The organism is Bradyrhizobium sp. Arg816 (genome assembly GCF_029989365.1).
Taxonomy (GTDB): domain Bacteria; phylum Pseudomonadota; class Alphaproteobacteria; order Rhizobiales; family Xanthobacteraceae; genus Bradyrhizobium.
Genome location: NZ_JAPRAQ010000049.1, coordinates 1 through 19855, shown reverse-complemented (window position 1 = coordinate 19855; position 19855 = coordinate 1). Strand labels below are relative to the sequence as shown.

Annotated in this window: 21 protein-coding genes and 3 pseudogenes; 12 read left to right on the top strand and 12 right to left on the bottom strand. The window is 62.1% G+C overall.

Going from position 1 to position 19855, the window contains the following annotated elements:
- Together OWC48_RS45090 and OWC48_RS45085 are read left to right on the top strand one after the other, a co-directional pair.
- Positions 1–257 (top strand): transposase (locus OWC48_RS45090; protein WP_368860692.1); only part of this gene is annotated, 257 nt, incomplete at its 5' end.
- 38 nt (positions 258–295) lie between these two features.
- Positions 296–430 (top strand): hypothetical protein, encoded by a 135-nt coding sequence (locus tag OWC48_RS45085; RefSeq protein ID WP_282525796.1) that lies wholly within the window; start codon positions 296–298, stop codon positions 428–430.
- Positions 431–515: 85 nt separating this feature from the next.
- On the opposite strand, the gene OWC48_RS45080 is transcribed toward OWC48_RS45085, so the two are convergent.
- From OWC48_RS45080 to OWC48_RS45050, 7 genes are all read right to left on the bottom strand, one after another.
- Positions 516–1304: a 3-hydroxybutyrate dehydrogenase gene (locus tag OWC48_RS45080; RefSeq protein ID WP_282525795.1), complete on the bottom strand. Its 789-nt coding sequence runs from the start codon at positions 1302–1304 to the stop codon at positions 516–518.
- 81 nt (positions 1305–1385) lie between these two features.
- Positions 1386–2177, bottom strand: coding sequence for an acetoacetate decarboxylase (locus tag OWC48_RS45075; RefSeq protein WP_282525794.1), 792 nt, complete (start codon positions 2175–2177; stop codon positions 1386–1388).
- 36 nt (positions 2178–2213) lie between these two features.
- The gene (locus tag OWC48_RS45070; RefSeq protein WP_282525797.1) at positions 2214–3386 is read right to left on the bottom strand and encodes a DUF3734 domain-containing protein; all 1173 of its coding nucleotides are present in this window, start codon (positions 3384–3386) and stop codon (positions 2214–2216) included.
- Between the two features lie 136 nt (positions 3387–3522).
- Entirely contained in the window at positions 3523–4122 is a 600-nt protein-coding gene (locus OWC48_RS45065; RefSeq protein ID WP_282525793.1) for a PepSY domain-containing protein, read from the bottom strand.
- An 87-nt stretch (positions 4123–4209) separates the two neighbouring features.
- Positions 4210–4728, bottom strand: coding sequence for a hypothetical protein (locus OWC48_RS45060; RefSeq protein ID WP_282525792.1), 519 nt, complete (start codon positions 4726–4728; stop codon positions 4210–4212).
- Between the two features lie 58 nt (positions 4729–4786).
- The gene (locus OWC48_RS45055) at positions 4787–5005 is read right to left on the bottom strand and encodes a hypothetical protein (RefSeq protein ID WP_282525791.1); all 219 of its coding nucleotides are present in this window, start codon (positions 5003–5005) and stop codon (positions 4787–4789) included.
- A gap of 173 nt (positions 5006–5178) precedes the next feature.
- Positions 5179–5385 (bottom strand): hypothetical protein, encoded by a 207-nt coding sequence (locus OWC48_RS45050; RefSeq protein WP_282525790.1) that lies wholly within the window; start codon positions 5383–5385, stop codon positions 5179–5181.
- Positions 5386–5550: 165 nt separating this feature from the next.
- Between OWC48_RS45050 and OWC48_RS45045 the strand changes: the two genes are divergently transcribed.
- From OWC48_RS45045 to OWC48_RS45035, 3 genes are read left to right on the top strand one after another with little or no spacing between them, the layout of a single operon-like run.
- Entirely contained in the window at positions 5551–5844 is a 294-nt protein-coding gene (locus OWC48_RS45045) for a hypothetical protein (protein WP_282525789.1), read from the top strand.
- A 4-nt stretch (positions 5845–5848) separates the two neighbouring features.
- A complete protein-coding gene (locus OWC48_RS45040) occupies positions 5849–6286 on the top strand; it encodes a hypothetical protein (protein WP_282525788.1) in 438 nt (145 codons plus the stop codon).
- Positions 6287–6294: 8 nt separating this feature from the next.
- Entirely contained in the window at positions 6295–6966 is a 672-nt protein-coding gene (locus tag OWC48_RS45035; protein ID WP_282525787.1) for a TetR/AcrR family transcriptional regulator, read from the top strand.
- 18 nt (positions 6967–6984) lie between these two features.
- Here the strand turns inward: OWC48_RS45035 and OWC48_RS45030 are convergent, their stop codons facing one another.
- Positions 6985–7647, bottom strand: coding sequence for a TetR/AcrR family transcriptional regulator (locus tag OWC48_RS45030; RefSeq protein WP_282525786.1), 663 nt, complete (start codon positions 7645–7647; stop codon positions 6985–6987).
- Positions 7648–7816: 169 nt separating this feature from the next.
- On the opposite strand from OWC48_RS45030, the gene OWC48_RS45025 reads away from it, so the two are divergent.
- The 6 genes and pseudogenes from OWC48_RS45025 (at position 7817) to OWC48_RS45000 (ending at position 15686) form a co-directional block, all read left to right on the top strand.
- The gene (locus OWC48_RS45025; RefSeq protein ID WP_282525785.1) at positions 7817–8677 is read left to right on the top strand and encodes a sensor histidine kinase; all 861 of its coding nucleotides are present in this window, start codon (positions 7817–7819) and stop codon (positions 8675–8677) included.
- Positions 8674–9801 (top strand): efflux RND transporter periplasmic adaptor subunit, encoded by a 1128-nt coding sequence (locus OWC48_RS45020; RefSeq protein ID WP_282525784.1) that lies wholly within the window; start codon positions 8674–8676, stop codon positions 9799–9801. Before OWC48_RS45025 ends, OWC48_RS45020 begins: the two co-directional genes overlap by 4 nt.
- A complete protein-coding gene (locus tag OWC48_RS45015; RefSeq protein WP_282525783.1) occupies positions 9798–10874 on the top strand; it encodes an efflux RND transporter periplasmic adaptor subunit in 1077 nt (358 codons plus the stop codon). Before OWC48_RS45020 ends, OWC48_RS45015 begins: the two co-directional genes overlap by 4 nt.
- Positions 10871–14020 carry an efflux RND transporter permease subunit gene (locus OWC48_RS45010; RefSeq protein WP_282525782.1) on the top strand — a complete coding sequence of 1050 codons (3150 nt, stop codon included), beginning with the start codon at positions 10871–10873 and terminating at the stop codon, positions 14018–14020. Before OWC48_RS45015 ends, OWC48_RS45010 begins: the two co-directional genes overlap by 4 nt.
- 19 nt (positions 14021–14039) lie before the next feature.
- A complete protein-coding gene (locus tag OWC48_RS45005) occupies positions 14040–14561 on the top strand; it encodes a hypothetical protein (RefSeq protein WP_282525781.1) in 522 nt (173 codons plus the stop codon).
- 350 nt (positions 14562–14911) lie between these two features.
- Positions 14912–15686 (top strand): annotated as a pseudogene (locus OWC48_RS45000) (Ku protein).
- Between the two features lie 86 nt (positions 15687–15772).
- Here the strand turns inward: OWC48_RS45000 and OWC48_RS44995 are convergent.
- From OWC48_RS44995 to OWC48_RS44980, 4 genes and pseudogenes are all read right to left on the bottom strand, one after another.
- Positions 15773–16703: pseudogene (locus tag OWC48_RS44995) on the bottom strand (3-keto-5-aminohexanoate cleavage protein).
- Between the two features lie 28 nt (positions 16704–16731).
- Positions 16732–17010, bottom strand: a complete 279-nt coding sequence (locus OWC48_RS44990) for an FCD domain-containing protein (RefSeq protein WP_282525780.1) — start codon at positions 17008–17010, stop codon at positions 16732–16734.
- A 25-nt stretch (positions 17011–17035) separates the two neighbouring features.
- Positions 17036–17281, bottom strand: coding sequence for a GntR family transcriptional regulator (locus OWC48_RS44985; RefSeq protein ID WP_282525779.1), 246 nt, complete (start codon positions 17279–17281; stop codon positions 17036–17038).
- 84 nt (positions 17282–17365) lie between these two features.
- Positions 17366–17659, bottom strand: coding sequence for a hypothetical protein (locus OWC48_RS44980; RefSeq protein WP_282525778.1), 294 nt, complete (start codon positions 17657–17659; stop codon positions 17366–17368).
- 324 nt (positions 17660–17983) lie between these two features.
- On the opposite strand from OWC48_RS44980, the pseudogene OWC48_RS44975 reads away from it, so the two are divergent.
- Positions 17984–19855, top strand: a pseudogene (locus tag OWC48_RS44975) (hypothetical protein); the annotation flags it as partial.

Sequence of the window (19855 nt, the reverse complement as noted above, 5' to 3'; positions counted from 1 at the left end):
CGCGCGGGGATGCGATCGAGAAACTCGATTGGTATTCCTTGCGATGGAAGATCGAGGTCTTCCACAAGATACTCAAATCCGGCTGTAGGGCAGAGGACTCGCAACTGCGGACTGCTCAGCGATTGACCAATCTGATCTCGGTGTTCTGCATTGTGAGCTGGCGCATTTTTTGGATGACGATGCTCAATCGTTCAGCGCCAAATGTCTCACCGGAATTTGCACTGACCAAAGCTGAAATCCAATTGCTTATCGGCTAGTCAAAGACAAGAATCCAGTCAGCCCCCAACGAAAGACATTGTCGCATTATCTCATCAAGATCGCCAGGCTCGGCGGCTATCTCGCCCGCGCCAACGATCTGCCACCAGGGAATCTGATCATGTGGCGCGGACTATCGCGATTCATCGATATCGCAACGGGAGCGAAACTCTGACTCAAAAATGTGGGTAATCGTAAGTCGTCGACCATCATCTTTCACCGTGCGTTTGAAGAGCCAGCGCGCACGCATTCTGGCGGCCCTACGCGGCAGTCCAGCCGCCGTCGATAGAGAGGTTGGCGCCTGTGATCTGCGCGGCGTCCTGGCTGCACAGGAACAGGGCCAGCGAGGCTACCTGCTCGACCGTGACGAATTCCTTCGTCGGCTGGGCCGCGAGCAAGACGTCGTGGATCACTTGATCCCTGCGCATGTCGCGTGCCTTCATCGTGTTCGGGATCTGCTTTTCCACCAGGGGCGTCCAGACGTAGCCGGGGCTGATGCAGTTGCAGGTGATCTTCGACCTGGCGAGCTCCAGCGCGACTGTCTTGGTGAGGCCGGCGATGCCGTGCTTGGCTGCGACGTAGGCTGACTTGAAGGGCGAGGCGACGCGCGAATGTGCCGAAGCCGTCGTGATGATCCGGCCCCAGCCACGCTTCTTCATGCCGGGCACTGCTGCGCGGATGGCATGGAATGCGGCGGACAGGTTGATCGCGATGACCGCATCCCATCTCTCGACCGGAAACTCTTCGACAGGAGAGACGTGCTGGATGCCGGCATTGTTGACGAGGACGTCCACGCTGCCGAAGGTGTTTTCCACCCGCGCGATCAGGTCGAATATTTCGCTCGGCTTCGCCATGTCTGCGGGCGAATAGATTGCCCTGACGGCGAACTCGCTTTCGATTGCAGAGCACTCCTTCTCGACATCGGTCGGCGCGCCCATCCCGTTGAGCACGATGTTTGCGCCTGCGGCCGCGAAGGCACGCGCACATGCGAGGCCGATGCCGCTGGTCGAGCCGGTCACGACCGCCGTCTTACCCTTCAGAATACTCATCTCAGTCACTTTGCTCTGTGTGTTGCGCTTACAGCGGAGGCTTCGCAGCTTGCGAGGTTCTCTGTTGTGTGGGATTGCAAATTAGGTCACCAGACTTCGCTCCGAGGCCCGGAACGTTCGTCGAGTTGGTTCCTGCATATAGTCGTGGGCCACTCGGCCAAGACCGAGCGTGAGGTCTGCACGGATGTGGATCGCGGAGACGATCTCCAGAACCGGCAAATCAGCAACGGGTGCCAAAGCGTGCGGGATCAGGGAGAGGGCCGCGGGCCCCGTCCAGGCCCCCTTCAACGCGATTTGCTCAAGTTGGTATTCGACGAGCTCGCAGATGCGCGGGCTGCCATCGACATGCGGAATGATCTTGAGCAGGAAGTTCGGCTCCTCGAGCGCAGCCCTGACTTGGCCGAGGTCGGCTTCACGGTGTTTGTAACCCATCGTGCCCGTCGCGACCCTCAAAGGACCGTAGTCGAGCGTGCCGATCAGTGTGTCGATCTCGGTTCGCAATGTGGGTTGCGCGAGCTTTTTCGGAAAGCCCCAGAGCTCGCGTCCCCCTGCAATCGGTCCTTCGTCGTTGAGGAACATGCAGTGGGTGTAGCCGCCCCTGCGCCCACGGAAGGAGACCGGAATGACCTGGCCACTTTCCGTGTAGTCACCAAAGCCGTTCGAGTCCGGCATGCGGATGAATTCGTATTTGACGAGCGCTTTGCGTTCATCGAATTCCAACGGTTCGGGCACCACGTCGCGCAGCCTTGCCGGGTCGGTGCGATAGGTGATGATCAAATATTCGCGGTCCACAAACCGATACGGTCCGGGTGGATAGGCCGGGCTGGTGAGCGGCATTGCAAAGGCCCGCTTCCGCACTTCATTCTCACGCATTTGGGTTCTCCGTGCGGCCAGCCGCGATCGGCCGGCCTATTCGCGACCGTCGTTCTCCAGGTCGAATGTGAAGACGCTGTCCGCGCTGGCTGGACGTGCGAGTACCTCGGGGTGGCGCAGGGTGCGTAGCGCATCGTGATAGCCTGCGCGCCAATGGTCCTGCATCGAGAGGCGGGAGAACTCGTAGTCTTTGGAGTGGCCTTCGTGATTCCGCGCCCGATAGATCAGGTGAACGATGTTGTAGACGTTGTGGGAAACCGCGGTGCTCAGGAGCTTTACATCCTCATGCTCTGTAAGATCTTCTGGGAGCCGGCCCAGGAGCGCCGTCAGCGCACGCCGCAGGCGCTGCACGCGCTTGAATTGGTCTGTGCTTGCACGCGTGCGGCTCGAGTATTGAATCTCCTTCTGACGCGTGACGACCTCGGCCATATTGCTCGGGAGTTGCCCCTTCGCGCTCCAGAGATCGACCTGAAACGCGAGCATGTCCTGTGGCGCGCCCCAGTCGATCACCCATTGCAGCGGCGTATTGGAAACCAGGCCGCCGTCCCAATAATGCTCGCCCTCGATCTCCACCGCGGGAAAGCCCGGCGGCAGTGCGCCGCTCGCCATGATGTGCTCCGGCCGGATCGTATGGGTGCTGTTGTCGAAATAGACGAAATTGCCTGTTCTCACATTGACCGCACCTGCACTGAAGCGCGTGATTCCCCCGTTGAGGCGATCGAAGTCGATCAGGCGCTCCAGCGTGCTCTTCAACGCGCTGGTGTCGTAGAAGCTGGTCGCCTCGGTCGTGCCACCAGCGTTGAGCCAGGGCAGGAGAGGGCGCGCGGAGAAGAAACCGTTTGCGCCGCATGCCGCGGCAAGGCCCGCGCTCATCTGGTTGAGGACATTGCGCGCATTGTCGCTGCGCGCCACGTCGAGAACCGAAGTTCCAGCCCAATCCCAGGGCGCAGTGGAAGTGACCTGCGTCCAGAAATCGCGGAGGCGGTCGACACGGGACTCCGGCGGGTTGCCTGCGATGATCGCCGCATTGATCGCGCCGATCGAAATGCCGGCGACCCAGTCGGGATGGATGCCTGCTTCGGCGAGCGCCTCGTAGACGCCTGCCTGGTAGGCGCCGAGGGCGCCGCCGCCCTGCAGGAGCAGGGCGATGCAATCGAACGGAAGCCGCCGTTGGGTGGTCGGCAGGTGTGGTCGGGGCTGGAAGTTCATGACTTTGCTTGCTCTCGGGTGCGTGGTGACCGAGACGACGCTCGGCATAAAACAAACTATACGGTGTAGTGTATATGTTGCCGGGTGATCCGGCAACTCACGAGTTCGTGCTCAGCGGGCATCAGCCCGTTCGGGCTCAGTGCTGTGTTGACCGCTGTCCGACCTTGGGTGGTTCGAGCATCACTTCCTTCAAGTGGTCGCCAGTGGCGACGACGACAACGAAGTTGAGCTTGCCATCCTGCTTCACCAGCCCACCGGCGAGCGCGCGTCCCTCCGCGGCCTTTTCCGCAACCTGCACCGCTTCCGACAACTCTTGCCTGATCCACTTCAGGGCGACGATGTTGGCTAAATCATCTCGAGCCAGTTCCTTCAGGGAAGACGCAATTTCCGCCTGCGACACTTTCCCGGTGTTCGCATCAATGACATTCTCGAAAACCCGCTCATTCTTGACGGTGCGCACGCGATAGACGGCCGGCCCCGATATCTCGAAGCTGACGTCGGCGGTCCTCGATCCGTCATGCAGGCGCTCCGCGATCGCCATTGCCTCACCGAGTGGTAACCGTGTGGTGCTGAATTGTTCGAGCACACGGTGCATGGCTGCTTCGTCGATGTCTGCCTGCGCGGCTGCGCTGCGGCTTTCTGCGTTGGCAGGCGTCCGGGCGACATCGGCGATAGCCCCGGTGGCAGCGAGCGTGGCTGACCAAACGATGAAGGCAAACAGCTGGTTCTTCGGCATTTAGTAAATCCTGTGGCGTCCTGTCTAAGGGTGTCTAACGGCGTCGCTCGCAATGAGGCCGCGTCAAGGGCGGTTCTCTCCGATCAATCAAGCGAACCACTCCAGAATGTTTCGAGCTGCGAGCCAGGCGCAGATCCCAGCCTGGTTCCGGTCGGTCCCTGTGACATGCTTGCGCTGTCTTGCCGTGATCTTTCGCGGCTTCCTGGCCGGAACTGCTCGATCAGGAGCGGCCGACTGCAGTTGCGCGAGGCTTTCGCGCAGGTGCGTGTCCGTTGATGAACCGCCGGTCGAACTAACATTGGCAGCAGCAGCGGCCACTTCGGGGCGCGGAATCTGCGACGGAGCCGCGGCGCTCTCGTTTTCCGCGGGCGCCCGGTTAGCGGAGATCACATTGGTATCGATGAAAACCGGATCCGGTCCCTTCAGATCCGAATGAACTCGGATCGGCGGCAGCGCAGAATGCGAGTCCATGAGCCAGCTCGGCCGGGGTGCGGGCAGTGCCCAGTCGGCTGCTAACAGCAGCAAGAGCAACCCTGCTCCAACCGACAGAAAATAAGCTCGCAGGGGAAGCTCCTGTTCGACGCGGGTGCCCGCGTGTCTCGACAACACAGATTTCCTGCTCACGGCAGCCGGCTCCCGGACATGGAATGATTCCGTCTCGTTGTCAGATGCCCCAGGGGCGCGGATGCTGTCGGGCGAGTTCGGCATCGAGATAGCCGCGCTCGTCGAGCCATTCGATCGGGCAACAGGCCATCGCGTTCGGGTCGACCATGTGTCCGTCGCGCTCGAGCGCCGTTCGCGTGCCGGTGAGTACGGTCCAGACTGAGGAGCCGGTGGCCGGCTCCACCTGCATGACGTCGAACACTTCGGTGAAGTTGAGCATGTCGGAATTCCAGGACGCTCAGGAGGCGGGCGGGGAAGGGGGCTCGACCCCGTCAAGCTCCACGCCCCTGCGGGCGAGTTCCGATTCGACCATGTCGAACATGCATTCGACCGGCGCGAGCCAGGCGGCGACGCAACAGATGATGCAATCGCGAGCGAGCAGTAGATCCGCGGTCATGCGACGCCCCGCGGGTTGGCAGCATGCCGCACCGGCGCGGGGGCGCGCTCGGCGAGCGCATGCACCCACGCGAGCACCGAAATCGTGACACCCAGCAGCAGGCTCAGGCCCACGAGCGACAAGGCCACCATCAAGTTGAGCGATGCGACCGCAATCCCGGGCCAAGGATTTTCCCGGGCGAGCGCTAAGAACAGGCTTGACATCTGTCGTCTCTTAAATAAACTATACCGTATAGTTCATATACAGCGCGGATCACGGGACGTGTCAAGAGCAGAGACTCACAAACTGGTTTTCGTGCTGATCGAACCGCGACGACGGACGAGCCCGTGGTCACCGTTCTGGTGCCTTACGTGGAGAGAGGATCGGTTATGTTGAAGAAGCAGATGATGTTCGCAGTCTTGGTGTCGGTTTCATTGGGCGCCGGGACTGCCTTCGCGCAGGAGAGTCGCGGCACACCCGAGCAGAGGGCGGCATGCGCGCCTGACGCGTTTCGTCTGTGCGCGGGCTACATCCCTGACGCCACGAATGTGGAAGTCTGCCTCAGGCAAAAAAAGTCAGACCTGAGCCATGCCTGCGCAGCCGCCTTCGAGCACGCAGCCGCCACGGCTGCGGTCAGGACGGTAGGATCGCAGCGGTATCGCGGCACAAAAGATGAGGAATGATCGTATGAACACGATATATGTTCCCGCTCTCGCCGCGTTCGGGGGCTCGGCCTTCGGAGCGATCTCCACCATCGTGACGGGCTGGGTCACCCGTCGCCGCAGGCTCCGCGAGCGCCACTATGCTCACGGAGTCTCTAAACGTGAAAAGCTGTATCGCAGCTTCATTGAGGAGGCGTCGCGGCTTTACGCGGACGCGCTGACCAGTGACAAATCCGAGATCCCTGCGCTGGTGAATTTGTATGCACTTATCGGGCGTATGCGGATTCTGTCTGACGATCAGGTGGTCCACGCCGCGGAGCGGGCAGGCCGACGGATCATCGAAACCTATCTTGCACCGAACACGTCGTTCGTCGACCTGCCGGGCTTCATGGAGGAGATGGATCCGTTGCGTGAATTCGGCGAGGCCTGCCGGCGTGAAATGCACGCGATTCCGGCGCGTTGAGGCCGAACATGCTGAAGGCCCGGACTACCCACCAGGTTGGGTCGTCGTACACTCGTGAACGAATTGTGCAGGCCGCAATCCGCTTGTACCGGGAGATCGGGCACCGGAAGACGACGGTTGCCGACGTCGCTCGCGACGCATCAATGTCCCCCGCAAATCTCTATCGGTTCTATCCCTCCCGCCGAGCGCTCGAAGAGGCCGTCGTGACAGAGCTGCTTGAGGACGTGTCCGCGGCGGTTGCAATTGCGGCGCGAAGCGGTCGCTCGAGTCTGGAGCGGTTAAACGCCGCCTTCGGGGCGATCTCCCGGACGCATGAAGATCGGTTGGCAAACAATGTCCGACTGCATGAACTGGTCGTCGCCGCAGGACAAGCAAACTGGCCGGCCAGCCAGTCCCATGCGGATCGCCTTCGCAGTGTCGTGCAGTCGGTCATTGCGGCCGGACAGGCCGATGGCGAATTTCGAGCAGGAAGTTCGATGGCGTTGGCCTGCTGCCTGCTGGATGCCATGGACGCATACCTCAATCCGTCCCGTATCAAGGCGGTGGCTCTTCGGCCGGCCTTCAACGAGATGATGAACTTCTGCGCGGGGGCGCTGAATAGCGCAACGCTAGTTAACGCGCCCCCTCAAGTGACCAGCATCCGGACCGATTTGCGTTACAAGTCCGCCTTTCGCACCTAGCGCCTGGGCATTGCTGGCTCACGGCGTCCAGTCTGCCTCACAGGCCGCAAGAAAGAAGCCAACCCGTTCGCGCACGAACGACGGCAACTCCCGGCGCAAATCTTTCGGTGTTTCCCCCACCAGCGAACGAAGCAGCATCGGGAGCAGAATCAGATCCAGGAAGATCTGCGCGGTGGCAAGGCTTCGCTTGCCGCTGAAAGGACCTTTTGGTGAGCGAGCAAGCTTCTGCGTCGTTTCATTCAATAGCTGGGAAACGGCATTAACGGAGCGATCGCGCGCGGCATCGTGGACGTTGCGGCTCAACTCGGGGAAACGTTGCGCTTCGGCGATCGTGGCGCGAACCATCCCGAGCGATTCTTCGATGACCTTCTCCACGATCACGGTGCCGAGGCTCATGAGCTTGTCCTGAAGGGTGCGGCCCTCGGGCTCGAAGCCTTCGAAATCCGTTAGCCCGCTGATGGTACGGGCCACTACAGCTGCGAACAGTGCCTCCTTGCCGGGGAAGTGGGCATAGATCGTTGGTTTGCTCGCCGGCGCCATCTCGGCGATGTCATCGATGCTGGCGCTGCGGTAGCCCTTCTCGAGAAAGAGTTGCTGTGCCGCATCGAGGATACGAGCCTGGACGTCACCGGCAAGGTCTTTGGGCGGCCTGCCCCGTTTCGGGGTGCTCTTCTTCGTCATCCGTCGATCTCCCAATCACGAGTCTGTGCGCGCGCAGATCGCACTTGACATACCTCGGGTCGAAAGGCAATAAAAAGAAAATATACGGTATAGTTTATTTATGCCGCTCGAGCTGACCAAGAGTGTTGGCCCGCGATCATCCCGTCCACCTCAGGAGATCACAGTGACTATGTTGAGACCGGACCCGTGCCGCCCACAAGACGGCGTCCTGCTGCGCGAATTGCATCACAGGGTCGATCAAGGGATCGACACCGCGATTGATCTGGTGTCGGCTGCCGTGATCCGGGCCGACGGGACGGAAGCGAAGGCCGCCTTGAGCGATGTGGTCGAGCTGCTGCGCGGACATGGGCAGCTGCATCGGGCGCTCGCAATGCCCCAGGGTGAAGCCCTCCATGACGCCGCGACTTACATTCGCAAACTGGGCTGCGCCATGCGCCAGTCCCTATTGGATCGAATGGGGATCCGGCTGGCATTCGCCACTGAATCTCTCCCGCTTCAATCCGAGCGGTGCTGGCGGCTTGGCTTGATCGTCCACGACCTCATCGTCAACGCGGCAAAGCATGCGTATTTCGACGCGCGCGCCGGCGAGATCAAAGTCAAGCTGTCGCGCATCGGCGCGGTGGTGAACTGCGTCGTGCTGGATAACGGCTCGCGGTTGGCGCGGGCGGCCCTGGGTCGCGAGTTCCAGATCAGCAGTGACCTTGCCAAGGGGCTGGGCGGACGCATTGAGCACGGCTTCGCCGCCGAGTTCACATCCGTCGTTCTCTCGTTTCACGTGAGCGAGCGGGAACGGCAGGCGAACCGGTCGATGGCGACGCGCCGCATGAGGTCGCCGCGCCCGCTGAAGGCGAGGTCGTCCGGGGCGCCTGGCGCGGGCTCCAGCCTCTCGGATCAGGTCGAGCGCCCCGCCGCGATCGGAGCCGATTCGAGTTTGTCGCGAGCGCATCCGAACGACCTGGTCTCGCTCCGCAAGGGTCCGGACGTCCTGGGCGAGCTGCTGTCACCCTCTCACCGCATGGACGCGCAATGAAGCCGCGCTATTCGAACCACACCAAAATCAATCGAGCAGGGCGCTTGCCGAGGCCTCTCGCCGGCTTGGCGATCGCGCTTGTCGCAGCTGCGCTCGGCGGCTGCAACGATCGCGGCGATGCTCCGTCCGCGCGCGCCGCGTTCGTACGCACGGAGGTCGTCCGTCCGAAGGACCGGCAAGCCTCGATCACCCTGACCGGCGAGGTGCAGCCCCGTTTCCGCGCCGATCTGTCGTTCCGTGTCAGCGGACGTGTGATCGCGCGCTATGTCGAGGTCGGGACCCGCGTCAAGGCCGGCGAGGTGCTGGCCCTTCTCGACCCGGCCGAGCAGGAGGCCGACGTCGACGCCGCGACCGCTGCTGTCCTCGCCGCAGCATCCCAGCTGCGTGTTGCGAAGGCGACCTTCGAGCGGCAGAAGGCGCTGATCGCAAGCGGCTTTACCACGCGCACGACCTACGACCAGGCACAGGAAGGATTGCGAACCGCCGAAGGCGCACTCGAAACGGCAAGAGCGCTGCTCGGGACGTCAAAGGACGCCCTTGGCTACACCGGGCTGCGGGCCGAAGCCGACGGCGTCGTCACCGCGCGCAACCTGGAAACGGGTCAGGTCGTACAGGCTACGCAACCGGTATTTTCGCTGGCGCAGGATGGGGGGCTGGATGCCGTCTTTGACGTCTATGAGTCGATTTTCCTCGGCAATACCGATAGCCGCGACGTTTCGTTAGCGCTCGTCTCCGATGCGAGCGCGACCGCAAGCGGCCACGTTCGCGAGGTTTCGCCGGCCGTCGACGCCCGGAGTTCAACTGTTCGAGTCAAGGTGGCGATTGAGGATCCGCCTGCCGCAATGACGCTTGGGAGCGCCGTCGCAGGAACTGTGAAAGTAGAGGCCCAGCGCCAGATCGCATTGCCCTGGAGTGCATTGATGGCGGCAGGTACCAGGCCCGCGGTCTGGACCGTCGATCCCGCAACGCGGACCGCCTCGCTGAAGCCGGTCACGGTCGGTGGCTACGAGGCCGGAGAAGTGTTGATCAAGGCGGGTCTCGAACCTGGCGAGCGTGTCGTCGTCGACGGCGGGAAGCTTTTGAGCGTGGGCCAGCCCGTGACTTATGAAGGAGATCCCTCATGACGAGCCGCGCAACGATAGTGGCTGCTCCCTTTGCATGCGCGCTCGCACTTGCCGGATGTCAGCAGGAGACAAAGGCGCCGGCGCCCGTGCGGCCCGTCCAATCGGTTCTTCTCGAAGCGGACCACGCCGACGATACGGTTGCGGTGGGCGTCGTCGAGCCACGCTACAAAACCAATCTCGGCTTCCGCGTGCTGGGACGCCTGACTGCCCGTCCCGTCTATGTCGGTGATCTCGTGAATGAAGGACAGACGGTCGGCATCATTGACTCGACGGCCCTCGAGTTCGCCGTTCGCTCGGCCAAAGGGGAGCTTGCCAAGGCCGAGGCGCAGTTCGCGACCGCCCGAGCGACGGAGGAACGGCAACGAAAGCTCATCACCACCGACGCAACCACAAGGCAGACGCTCGATAACGCCGAGCAGGCGCGGGCCGGTGCCGAAGCAACGGTGGCGCACGAACAGGCAAATCTGACCAAGGCGATCGAGCAGCTCGGCTATTCGCAGATCAGGGCCGACTTCGCCGGCGTGGTCACCGCGGTCGGCGCGGAAGTCGGCCAGGTGGTCTCTCCCGGCCAAAGCGTGGTGACGATCGCGCGGCCCGATATTCGCGAAGCTGTCGTCGATATCGGACCGGACTTTCCGCTGCCGCTTGAGGTCGGCCTACCATTCACGGTCAGCCTGCAGCTTTTGCCCGCGGTTCAGGTGCAGGGCAGCATTCGCGAGATCGCCCCGCAGGCCGATCCGGCGACGCGATTGCGGCGGGTTCGCATTGCGCTCGGCAACCCGCCGGAAGGCTTCCGCCTCGGTGCGACCGTCACCGCGAAGCTGGACAACCGCCAAACACGTATGTTGCGCCTGCCTGCCTCGGCGTTGCTCGCCAAGGACGGCGAAAACTTCGTCTGGATCGTCGATCAGCCCGCCAGCACGGTGTCGCTGCAAAAGATCGATGTCATGGCCGATCGAACCGGCGCGCGCGTCGTCGGCGGGCTCGCCCCCGGCGCGCGTGTCGTCACCGCTGGAATCCACAGCCTCAAGCAAGGACAGCAAGTCCGTATCGAACAGGATGAGAAGCCATGAAGTCGTTCAACCTTTCCGACTGGGCGCTGGGCCATCGTTCGCTCGTCTGGTATTTCATGATCGCCTTCATGGCGGCCGGCCTGTTTGCGTACCTCCAGTTGGGACGGCAGGAAGATCCCGACTTCACCATCAAAACCATGGTGATTCAGGCGCAATGGCCGGGCGCTTCGCCCGAGGAGATGACGCGGCAGGTCACCGACAGGATCGAGAAGAAGCTCGAGGAGCTGGAATCGCTCGATTACACGAAGAGTGTGACTGTCGCCGGCCAGACCACCGTCTTCGTCTACCTGCGTGACACCACAAAGGCTGCTGATGTGAAGCCGACCTGGATTCGCGTCCGCAACATGATCGCGGATATCAAGGGCGATTTTCCGCAAGGCGTGATCGGACCGGGCTTCAACGATCGCTTCGGCGACGTGTTCGGCAACATCTATGCTTTCACCAGCGACGGCTTGAGCCAGCGTCAGCTCCGCGATCAGGTCGAGGACATCCGGGCCAAGGTCTTGACCGTGCCCGATGTCGGCAAGGTCGACATCCTGGGCGCGCAGGACGAGGTCATTTATCTCGAATTCTCCACCCGCAAGATCGCGGCGCTCGGTCTCGACGTCCACTCCATCATGGCTTCTCTGCAGGGGCAGAATGCGGTCGCGCCGTCCGGCGTTTTCCAGGAGGGGCCCGAGCGGATCAGTGTGCGCGTGAACGGCCAGTTCACATCAGAGGCCAGCCTGAAGGCGGTCAATCTGCGCGTCAATGATCGCTTCTTTCCCCTGACCGACGTCGCAACCATCACGCGCGGTTATGCCGATCCGGCCAAGACCTTGTTCAGGTACAACGGGGAGCCGGCGATTGCGCTTGCCATCGGTATGAAGTCCGGTGCCAACCTCCTGCATTTCGGCGAGGCGCTGAAAGAGGAGATGTCGAGAATTACGGCCGACTTGCCGATCGGCGTCGGCGTTCACCTCGTCGCTGATCAGCCCATCGTTGTCGAGCATGCGGTGTCGGGATTCACAGAGGCGCTGTTTGAGGCCGTGATCATTGTTCTCGGCATAAGCTTCCTCAGTCTGGGGATGCGCGCCGGACTTGTCGTCGCGATTGCGATCCCGCTGGTTCTCGCCATCACGTTCGTCGTGATGGCCTATGCCGGCATTTCGCTCCAGCGAATTTCGCTTGGCGCCCTGATCATCGCGCTCGGCCTCCTGGTCGATGACGCCATGATTGCCGTGGAAATGATGGTGGCGCGGCTCGAGGTGGGCGATCCCATCGAAAAGGCGGCAACCCACGTCTATACTTCGACCGCCTTTCCCATGCTGACGGGCACGCTGGTGACCGTCGCCGGCTTTATTCCAATCGGGCTCAACAACAGCAATGCGGGAGAATTCACCTTCACGCTGTTCGTTGTCATCGCGGTCTCCTTGATCGTCTCCTGGATCGTCGCGGTGCTGTTCACGCCGTTGCTCGGCGTCACGGTCCTGCCCGCCAAAATGAAGGGCCATCATGAGGAGAAGGGGCGCGTAGCGCGGTTGTTCGCGCGCCTGCTGCTCTTCTGCATGCATTACCGCTGGATCACCATCGGCGTTACGGTTGCGGCCTTTCTGCTTGCGCTGTTCAGCATGAATTTCGTGCAGCAGCAGTTTTTCCCGTCTTCGGACCGCGCTGAGCTGGTGATCGACTGGAACTTGCCGCAGAACGCGTCGATCGCGGACTCCAATGCGCAGATGGCGCGCTTCGAGCGCGAACAGCTTCAGGACAATCATTCGGTCGATCACTGGTCGACCTATGTCGGCACCGGCTCGCCGCGCTTCGTCCTGTCCTTCGACGTGCAGACCGCGAACACCTGGTTCGGCCAGATGGTGGTCGTGACCAAGGGCGGCATCAAGGCGCGCGATCAGGTCAAGGCACGGTTCGAGGACTACCTGAAGAAGACGTTCCCCGGCACCGACACCTACGTCAAGCTACTCGAGGTCGGCCCCCCGGTGGGTCGTCCGGTGCAGTATCGCTTGAGTGGCCCTGACATCGCCAAGGTCCGAGATCTTTCGCAGAAGCTTGCCGGCATCGTGCAGGGCAATCCCGATCTCGGCAATGTCGTGTTCGACTGGATGGAGCCGGCCCGCGTCGTCAAGGTGGACGTTCTCCAGGACAAGGCGCGCCAACTCGGGGTGACCTCGGAGGACATCGCCACGACCTTGAACTCCGTGCTCGAGGGCACGCCGATCACCCAGGTTCGCGACAGCATCTATCTCGTCAATGTCACGGGACGTGCGACCGCGCCGGAACGTGCTTCCATCAACACCCTGCGCGATTTGCAATTGACGGGCCTCAGCGGTCAATCCGTGCCGCTCGGGGCCGTGGCCAATCTGCGTTACGAGCTCGAGCAGCCGACGATCTGGCGGCGCGCGCGGATCCCCACCATCACGCTGAAGGCCGGCATCGTCGGCAACGTGCAGCCCAAGACTATCGTGGATCAGCTCGCGCCGAAGGTGGCGGAATTCACCAGGGAGCTACCGGCGGGCTATTCGGTGAATATCGGCGGTGCCGTCGAGGAGAGCGCCAAGAGCCAGGCGCCGATCGTGGCCGTCGTCCCGCTCATGCTGTTCGTCATGGCGACGGTCCTGATGATTCAGTTGCAGAGCTTCCATCGCCTGTTCCTGGTGTTCGCGGTCGCGCCGCTCGCCGTGATCGGTGTCGTCATGGCTCTGCTGCCGAGCGGCGCGCCGCTTGGCTTCGTTGCCATCCTCGGCGTGCTCGCCTTGATCGGCATCCTGATCCGCAACTCGGTGATCCTGATCGTGCAGATTGAGGATCTGAAGAGGGAGGGGCGTCCAGCCTGGGAGGCCGTCGTGGAGGCGACCGAGCATCGCATGCGGCCGATCCTGCTGACCGCAGCCGCCGCAAGTCTCGCGCTGATTCCGATCGCGCGCGAGATTTTTTGGGGCCCGATGGCCTACGCGATGATGGGCGGCATCATCGTCGGCACACTGCTGACGCTGCTGTTCCTGCCGGCGCTGTATGTGGCCTGGTTCCGCATTCACCCGGATCACAGCGATCACTCATCCACGGACGAGCCCGCTGCGCTCGTGCACGACATGCCTGCCCCGAAAGAAGCCTCCGGATCCACGCCGGCGCCCATCCTCGAAACTCAGTTTTAGCGAGAGAAGAGAAAAGACTATGTCCCGCAAGATACTGTTGATGCTGTCGGTCCCCGTGACGCTCGCAACCATGTCGCTGTCTCCCGATTCAGCGTTCGCGCAGTTTCCTCCGCCGCCCCCCATGGCCGGACCTCCGCCGATTGCGGCCGGCGGGCCGCCTCCGCTACCAGCCGGAGGTCCTCCAGCCTTCGCGGCACATCCTCCGATGGGGCCTGGCGGTGCGCCACGTGCCGGCCTCGGTGGCCCGGCGCCTCGTCTCGGTGCCGGGCCCGCACCGCGCGGTGCTCTCGCGGGGGCTGGGCGCGGCGGACCCGCGGTGGCGAACGCAACGCGCGCCACATCGGTTATCTCCAACCGCTTCGGAGGCTACGGTCGCTACGGCGAAGCCCGATACGGCTATCGCGCCGCCCATGCCGCAGGCGCCTACGCCGCCGGAGCCACTGCCGGCTACGCCTATAGCGGCTCGCGCGATGGCTATTACCCGGACGGCGACTGCTACTACGTTTACAGGCGATACGGACGCGTTGTGGTGTGCGATTAGCCGATGCGCTGCCACGGTGTCGGGTGCGAAAGAGTCCCGGGTGTCGGCCGTCTGTTCGACGATCGTCAGGTTGCGGGCACGGTTCGCCCGCTCGGGAACGTGGTTTGCATCCCGCTCGCTCAACCGAGGCGAACAGTCTCGATGCCTCGGCAAAACCTCGTCAGGCTCTCGCAGGTTCAAATCCTATCCTCGAAACAAAATACGAGTTCGAGCTAATCTTGCTATTCTTGATGCTGCCCCTGATATCGAGCGTGGGCGGCTGCTGAGAAAAATCCTCCTGTAGGACGGCCGCGATGTCGGACCCAAGCCGGGTCGTCCGTCTTGAATCCTGCATCAGTATCGGAGTTCCCATGGCCCCCCGCGCTAACTGGAAAGGCTTCCTGCGTCTTTCCCTCGTCACCTGTCCCGTTGCGCTCTATCCGGCCACCTCCGAATCCGAAAAGGTCTCGTTCAACCAGTTGAACCGAAAGACCGGCCATCGGATCAAGTACGCCAGGGTCGACGCCGACACCGGCGAGGAAGTCGACAACGAGGACATCGTCAAGGCTACAAGGTTGATACCGATACCTTCATCGAGGTGAGCAAGGAGGACCTCGAGAACGTCGCGCTGGAGTCGACGCGAACCATCGAGATCGACGAATTCATCGACCGCAGCGAGATCGATCCGCGATATCTCATCCGCCCCTACTACCTGCGTCCGGACGGCAAAGTCGGGCACGATGCCTCCGCGGAGGAGTATTTCGACGACATCCAGGATGTCAAAGTTACCAAGGACATGCTCGATCGCCAAACACATCGTCAATCAGAAGGCGGGCCATTTCGAGCCGGACAATTTCGAAGACCAGTACGAAACCGCCCTCATCGATCTCATCAACCAGAAGCGCGCCGGCGAACCCATCACCGCGAAAGCGCGTCCTCAAGGTGAGAACGTCGTGGATCTGATGGACGCGCTGCGCAAGAGCATCGGACGAGCGATGGGCCCTACAGAGGCGCCGAGGTGAAGCCAAGAAGCCGCGCCAGGCGGCCGCCGGGCAGAAGGAAATGCTGATGCCGATCACCGGCAAAAAGTCGAAAGAGGCCGCGGCGAAGATGCCGACCGCCAAGCCGCAGCGAAAGTCGGCCTAGCCTCGAGCCGCATCTCGGCCGCCGAGACTCTCACAGCCGAATATCGGGCCCGTTGCGAACCTGAGGAAGCACCGGCGCACGCCACCTTAGACGTTCACATGGCTCGCGCCCTTCAGCGCGAGCCGCGACCTGGCTTCGTCGGGTGTCGCGATGTCGAAGCCCAGCTCCGAGAGGATGCGGCGGATCTCGCGATCTGCTCGGCATTGGATTTCGCAAGCTCGCCACGGCCGAGATTGAGGCTGTCCTCAAGCCCGACGCGGACGTTGCCGCCCATCAGCGCATTGTGCGTGCACATCGGCATCTGGTGACGGCCGGCCGCCAGAACAGACCACTCGACATCGTGGCCGAACAGCCGCTGCGCGGTGCGCACCATCAGCAGAGGGTATCGATCTCGGCGCCGACGCCGCCGAGAATGCCGAGGATGAACTGCAGGAACAGCGGACCGTCGTAGAGCTTCTGGTCCAGCATGTAGGCGAGGTTGTAGATATGGCCGATGTCGTAGCACTCGAACTCGAAGCGTACACCATGGCCTTCGCCAAGCCTTCTCATGATGGTTTCGATATTGTGGAACGAGTTCTCGAAGTACGAGGTCTTGCCGCTCTCGAGGAACGGCTTCTCCCAGTCGAAGCGATAGTCCTTGATGCGCCGCGCGCCGGCGAACAGGCCGTTGTTGATCGAGCCCATGTTCAGCGACGTCATCTCCGGGCTCGCGCGCTCGGCAGCGGCGAGGCGCTGGTCGAGCGTCATGCCGGGTCCGCCGCCGGTGGTGATGTTCACTACCGCACCGGTCTGCTGCTTGATGCGGGGTAGAAATTGCATGAACACGTCCGGGTCGGCGGTCGGGCGGCCGTCTTTCGGATCGCGTGCGTGCAGATGGATGATCGACGCGCCGGCCTCTGCTGCTGCGACCGACTCCGCGACGATCTCGTCGGGTGTGATCGGCAGGTAGGGGGACATCGAGGGGGTGTGCAGCGATCCCGTGATCGCGCAGGTGATGATCACGCTTCTGCGTGCCATGGCGGTGGTCCTCTCGTGTTGAAGGATGTCAGTCGGCCTTGCCGGCCCTGAGGGTTAGCCGCGCCGTTGCAGCGCTGTGCGGCACGTCAGCGAACGGCGCGTCGGAGCCGAGCAGGATGTCGGCCGTACGCTGCAGGTGCGCGGCGAGCGCGTCAGATGCACGGTCGGCGTTGCGCGCCAACGTTAGCTCGAGGATTTCGCGGTGCTCCTCGTCGACGTGACGTTCGACGCGGGTATAGGGCAAGAGCATGCGGCGGTAGCGCTCGGCCTGCAGGAACAACTGGTTGCGCAGCCGCAGCCACCACACGCTGTCGCAGGCCTCGATCAGGTCGTCATGGAAACGCGCATGCAGACGTGTCCACTTCCAGCGTGCCCCGCATGATCGACGACCGCAGGCACCGTGTCTCGATGTCGATGCGGACAGCGGTGAGATCGATGAGGTCGGCCGCCGAAATCGGCGCCACCATGAAGCCGCGCTGCGGCTCCGCGACCACGAGGCGATCGGAGGTGAGCCGCGACAGGGCCTCGCGCACCGCGCCGAGGCTGACGGCGAACCGCTCGGCGATCTGGTCGATCAAAATCTTGGAGCAAGACCTGACCTACCTCGTCGATCACACATACTGACGTTTCTTTCTGCGAGACATCCAGCCCAACATATTGCTTCATAGCCCCTCCGATTCGTAAGATCGCAGAAGGCTTGAAGATAGCGGACCTTTCGTGCCGCGGGCGCCGACCGCAATTACGTCATCGTCTGCAATATTGACCCCACGGATCGTCGCCGGGAATCCCACTTCCTTGCAGGCCCGTTCCAGGATCGCCACGACATCGGTGCCGCGGAAGGTGACCGTGGCGCCAGCATCGGTGAGAACGGGGCTGCGAAGATCGTGATTGACGAACTTCGTCAAGCCGGCGTCCGCATCGCGCTCGATGATTATCGTTGCGAGCGTCTGAGGCATGCCAACTACAAAAGTTGATGGCCATGGTCGAACTCCGGGCCTGTCTTCGCATCGCTGTACAGCGTCCTTCCAAGGTGCAATAAGGATGCACGATCAACATCCCAGGACAAAACGTTTTTGTCCTTGATCACGTTGGCGGCCGGGATGGGCGTTTTGTAAAGCGCTCCCCATGCGCTGTCCTTAATAGGACGATGCGCGCTGCCCGCACACTTAAAGCGGCATCCCAAAGCGAACGTCCGTATCGGCGAAATTACCGCAGGCCGTCAGCCTCTCGTCAGCTCCCGAGGCGTAGTAGTGGCCTCGTGAACTCAAAAGGACGTCGCTATGGATCCGGACAGAATCAATCCATTCTCCTCGGATTGGCAAGGTAGGTATGATCCCACGTTCGCGCAGGAACAGCCGGGTGAGGCGAGGCAAGCGGAGGAGGCAGCGCACCCAAGCTTTGAGCAGCGCCTGGACGAGGCACGACAGGCCGTTGCTGCTCCCGTCCCAGCGCCGCCCGCGCCTCAAAACCGATGCCCCCCTCCTCTGTCTGATGAAGACGGCTCGCTCATCGAGAAAGTGATGCTGTCATTGGGTGGACCCCAGGGACTGCGCGATGCAACCATCGAGAACTATCGGACGGCTCTTCGTCGGTTGGGAAATGATCTCGCGAGTAAGCGGCAATCGATTTCTGCGCTAACTGACGATGCGCTGCTAAGTCACGCCGGCCAGTTCTTCTCGGATTACCATCAACTGTTTGAAGCCTTGCGCGTCCTTCGGGGGTATCGTGAGCAGGATGCTACATTAAGCCGTTCCGCGTGGAAACGAAAACTTCCGCCGGACGACGAGGCCCTCATCGAGAAGGCGGCTGCCAGCAGCAAGCGACCCGCTACTGCCGTCCGGCGCGGCACTTTTCGGTTGTCTGATGAAGAGTGCTCCTTCATCGAGGAAGTGTGTCGGTCAGCGAAGAGCCACGGTGCGAACGATGCAACGGTCAATAGCTATGGAGCGGCTCTTCGTCGGATTGGGCATGACCTTGCGCGTAGCAATCAATCGATTTCCGTGCTCGATCACGAGTCGCTGGTAGCCCACGCCAAGAAAGTCTTTCGGGATGACTCCAGAATGATTCCCGCCTTGAACCTGCGTCGGGAGCATGTTGAGTTCGGTGCTAGACGAAATATTCGGCCAGAAGACGAAGGGCTCATCGAGAGCGCGGCTCGCAGCAGCACGCTACCCGCACCTATCGTTAAGAGGTATAGCGGCTTCCTTCGCGCATTTTCTGAAGCTCTTAGCTGCGAGGGCTATGCTATCACGATGCTCGATCACGAGTCACGCATCCAGCGCGCCAAACAGCTATTCCGGGGCCACAGGGCCCTCCTGCCCGCATTGAAGATGATTCGCGAGTTTGGCCCCGAAGACGCCGTCCTCATCGGTGGCGCGCTCGACCAAGCTGTGAAACATCCCAAAGTTACACAAGCGCAAAGGAAATCTGCCGAGGAGCGCGCTGCACGTCTTGGCGCCCTAAGCGCATGGCTGAAAGAAAGTGGCAGGGAGAACATAGCCGGCCGACTTAACCGTTCTGAAAGGGAGTCGTTAACGCTGCACAACGATGTGGCAGCGTTCGGACGAGCAGGAGGCAAACTATACGGCTCCGACTTGCCGCATCTTCGAAATTTCTTGAAACTCGCCGAGGCGAACCAAAGCTTGCGACTACAAACCCGTGAACAGTCAACTTTCCCGGCCGGGGTCGGTGGCCCGCTCGGCCCGCCGCAGGCGCTTCCCACGAGCCCTGCCACCCCGAGCGAGGGTGCTTGGGCTTTCTTGAGGGAGCAGATGCGAGCTCCCGTGTCCTCATTAACTCCTCGAGCTCTCTCAGACACCTACGGCGGTCTTGAGTCGTTTATTGAGCTGAATGCGCCGACGCCATCCGAATTGCGTGACGATGCCCACTTTGCGCCCGTGGCCTCTGCCAGGACCCGCTCAGACACTTACGGCGGTCTTGAGTCATTTGTCGACCTTGTTGCGCCGACGCCGTCCGAATTGCGCGACGACGCTCATTTTGCGCCCGCCCACGTCCCCGCGGCTCCCTCAGACACCTACGGCGGTCTTGAGTCGTTTATTGAGCTGAATGCGCCGACGCCATCCGAATTGCGTGACGATGCCCACTTTGCGCCCGTGGCCTCTGCCAGGACCCGCTCAGACACTTACGGCGGT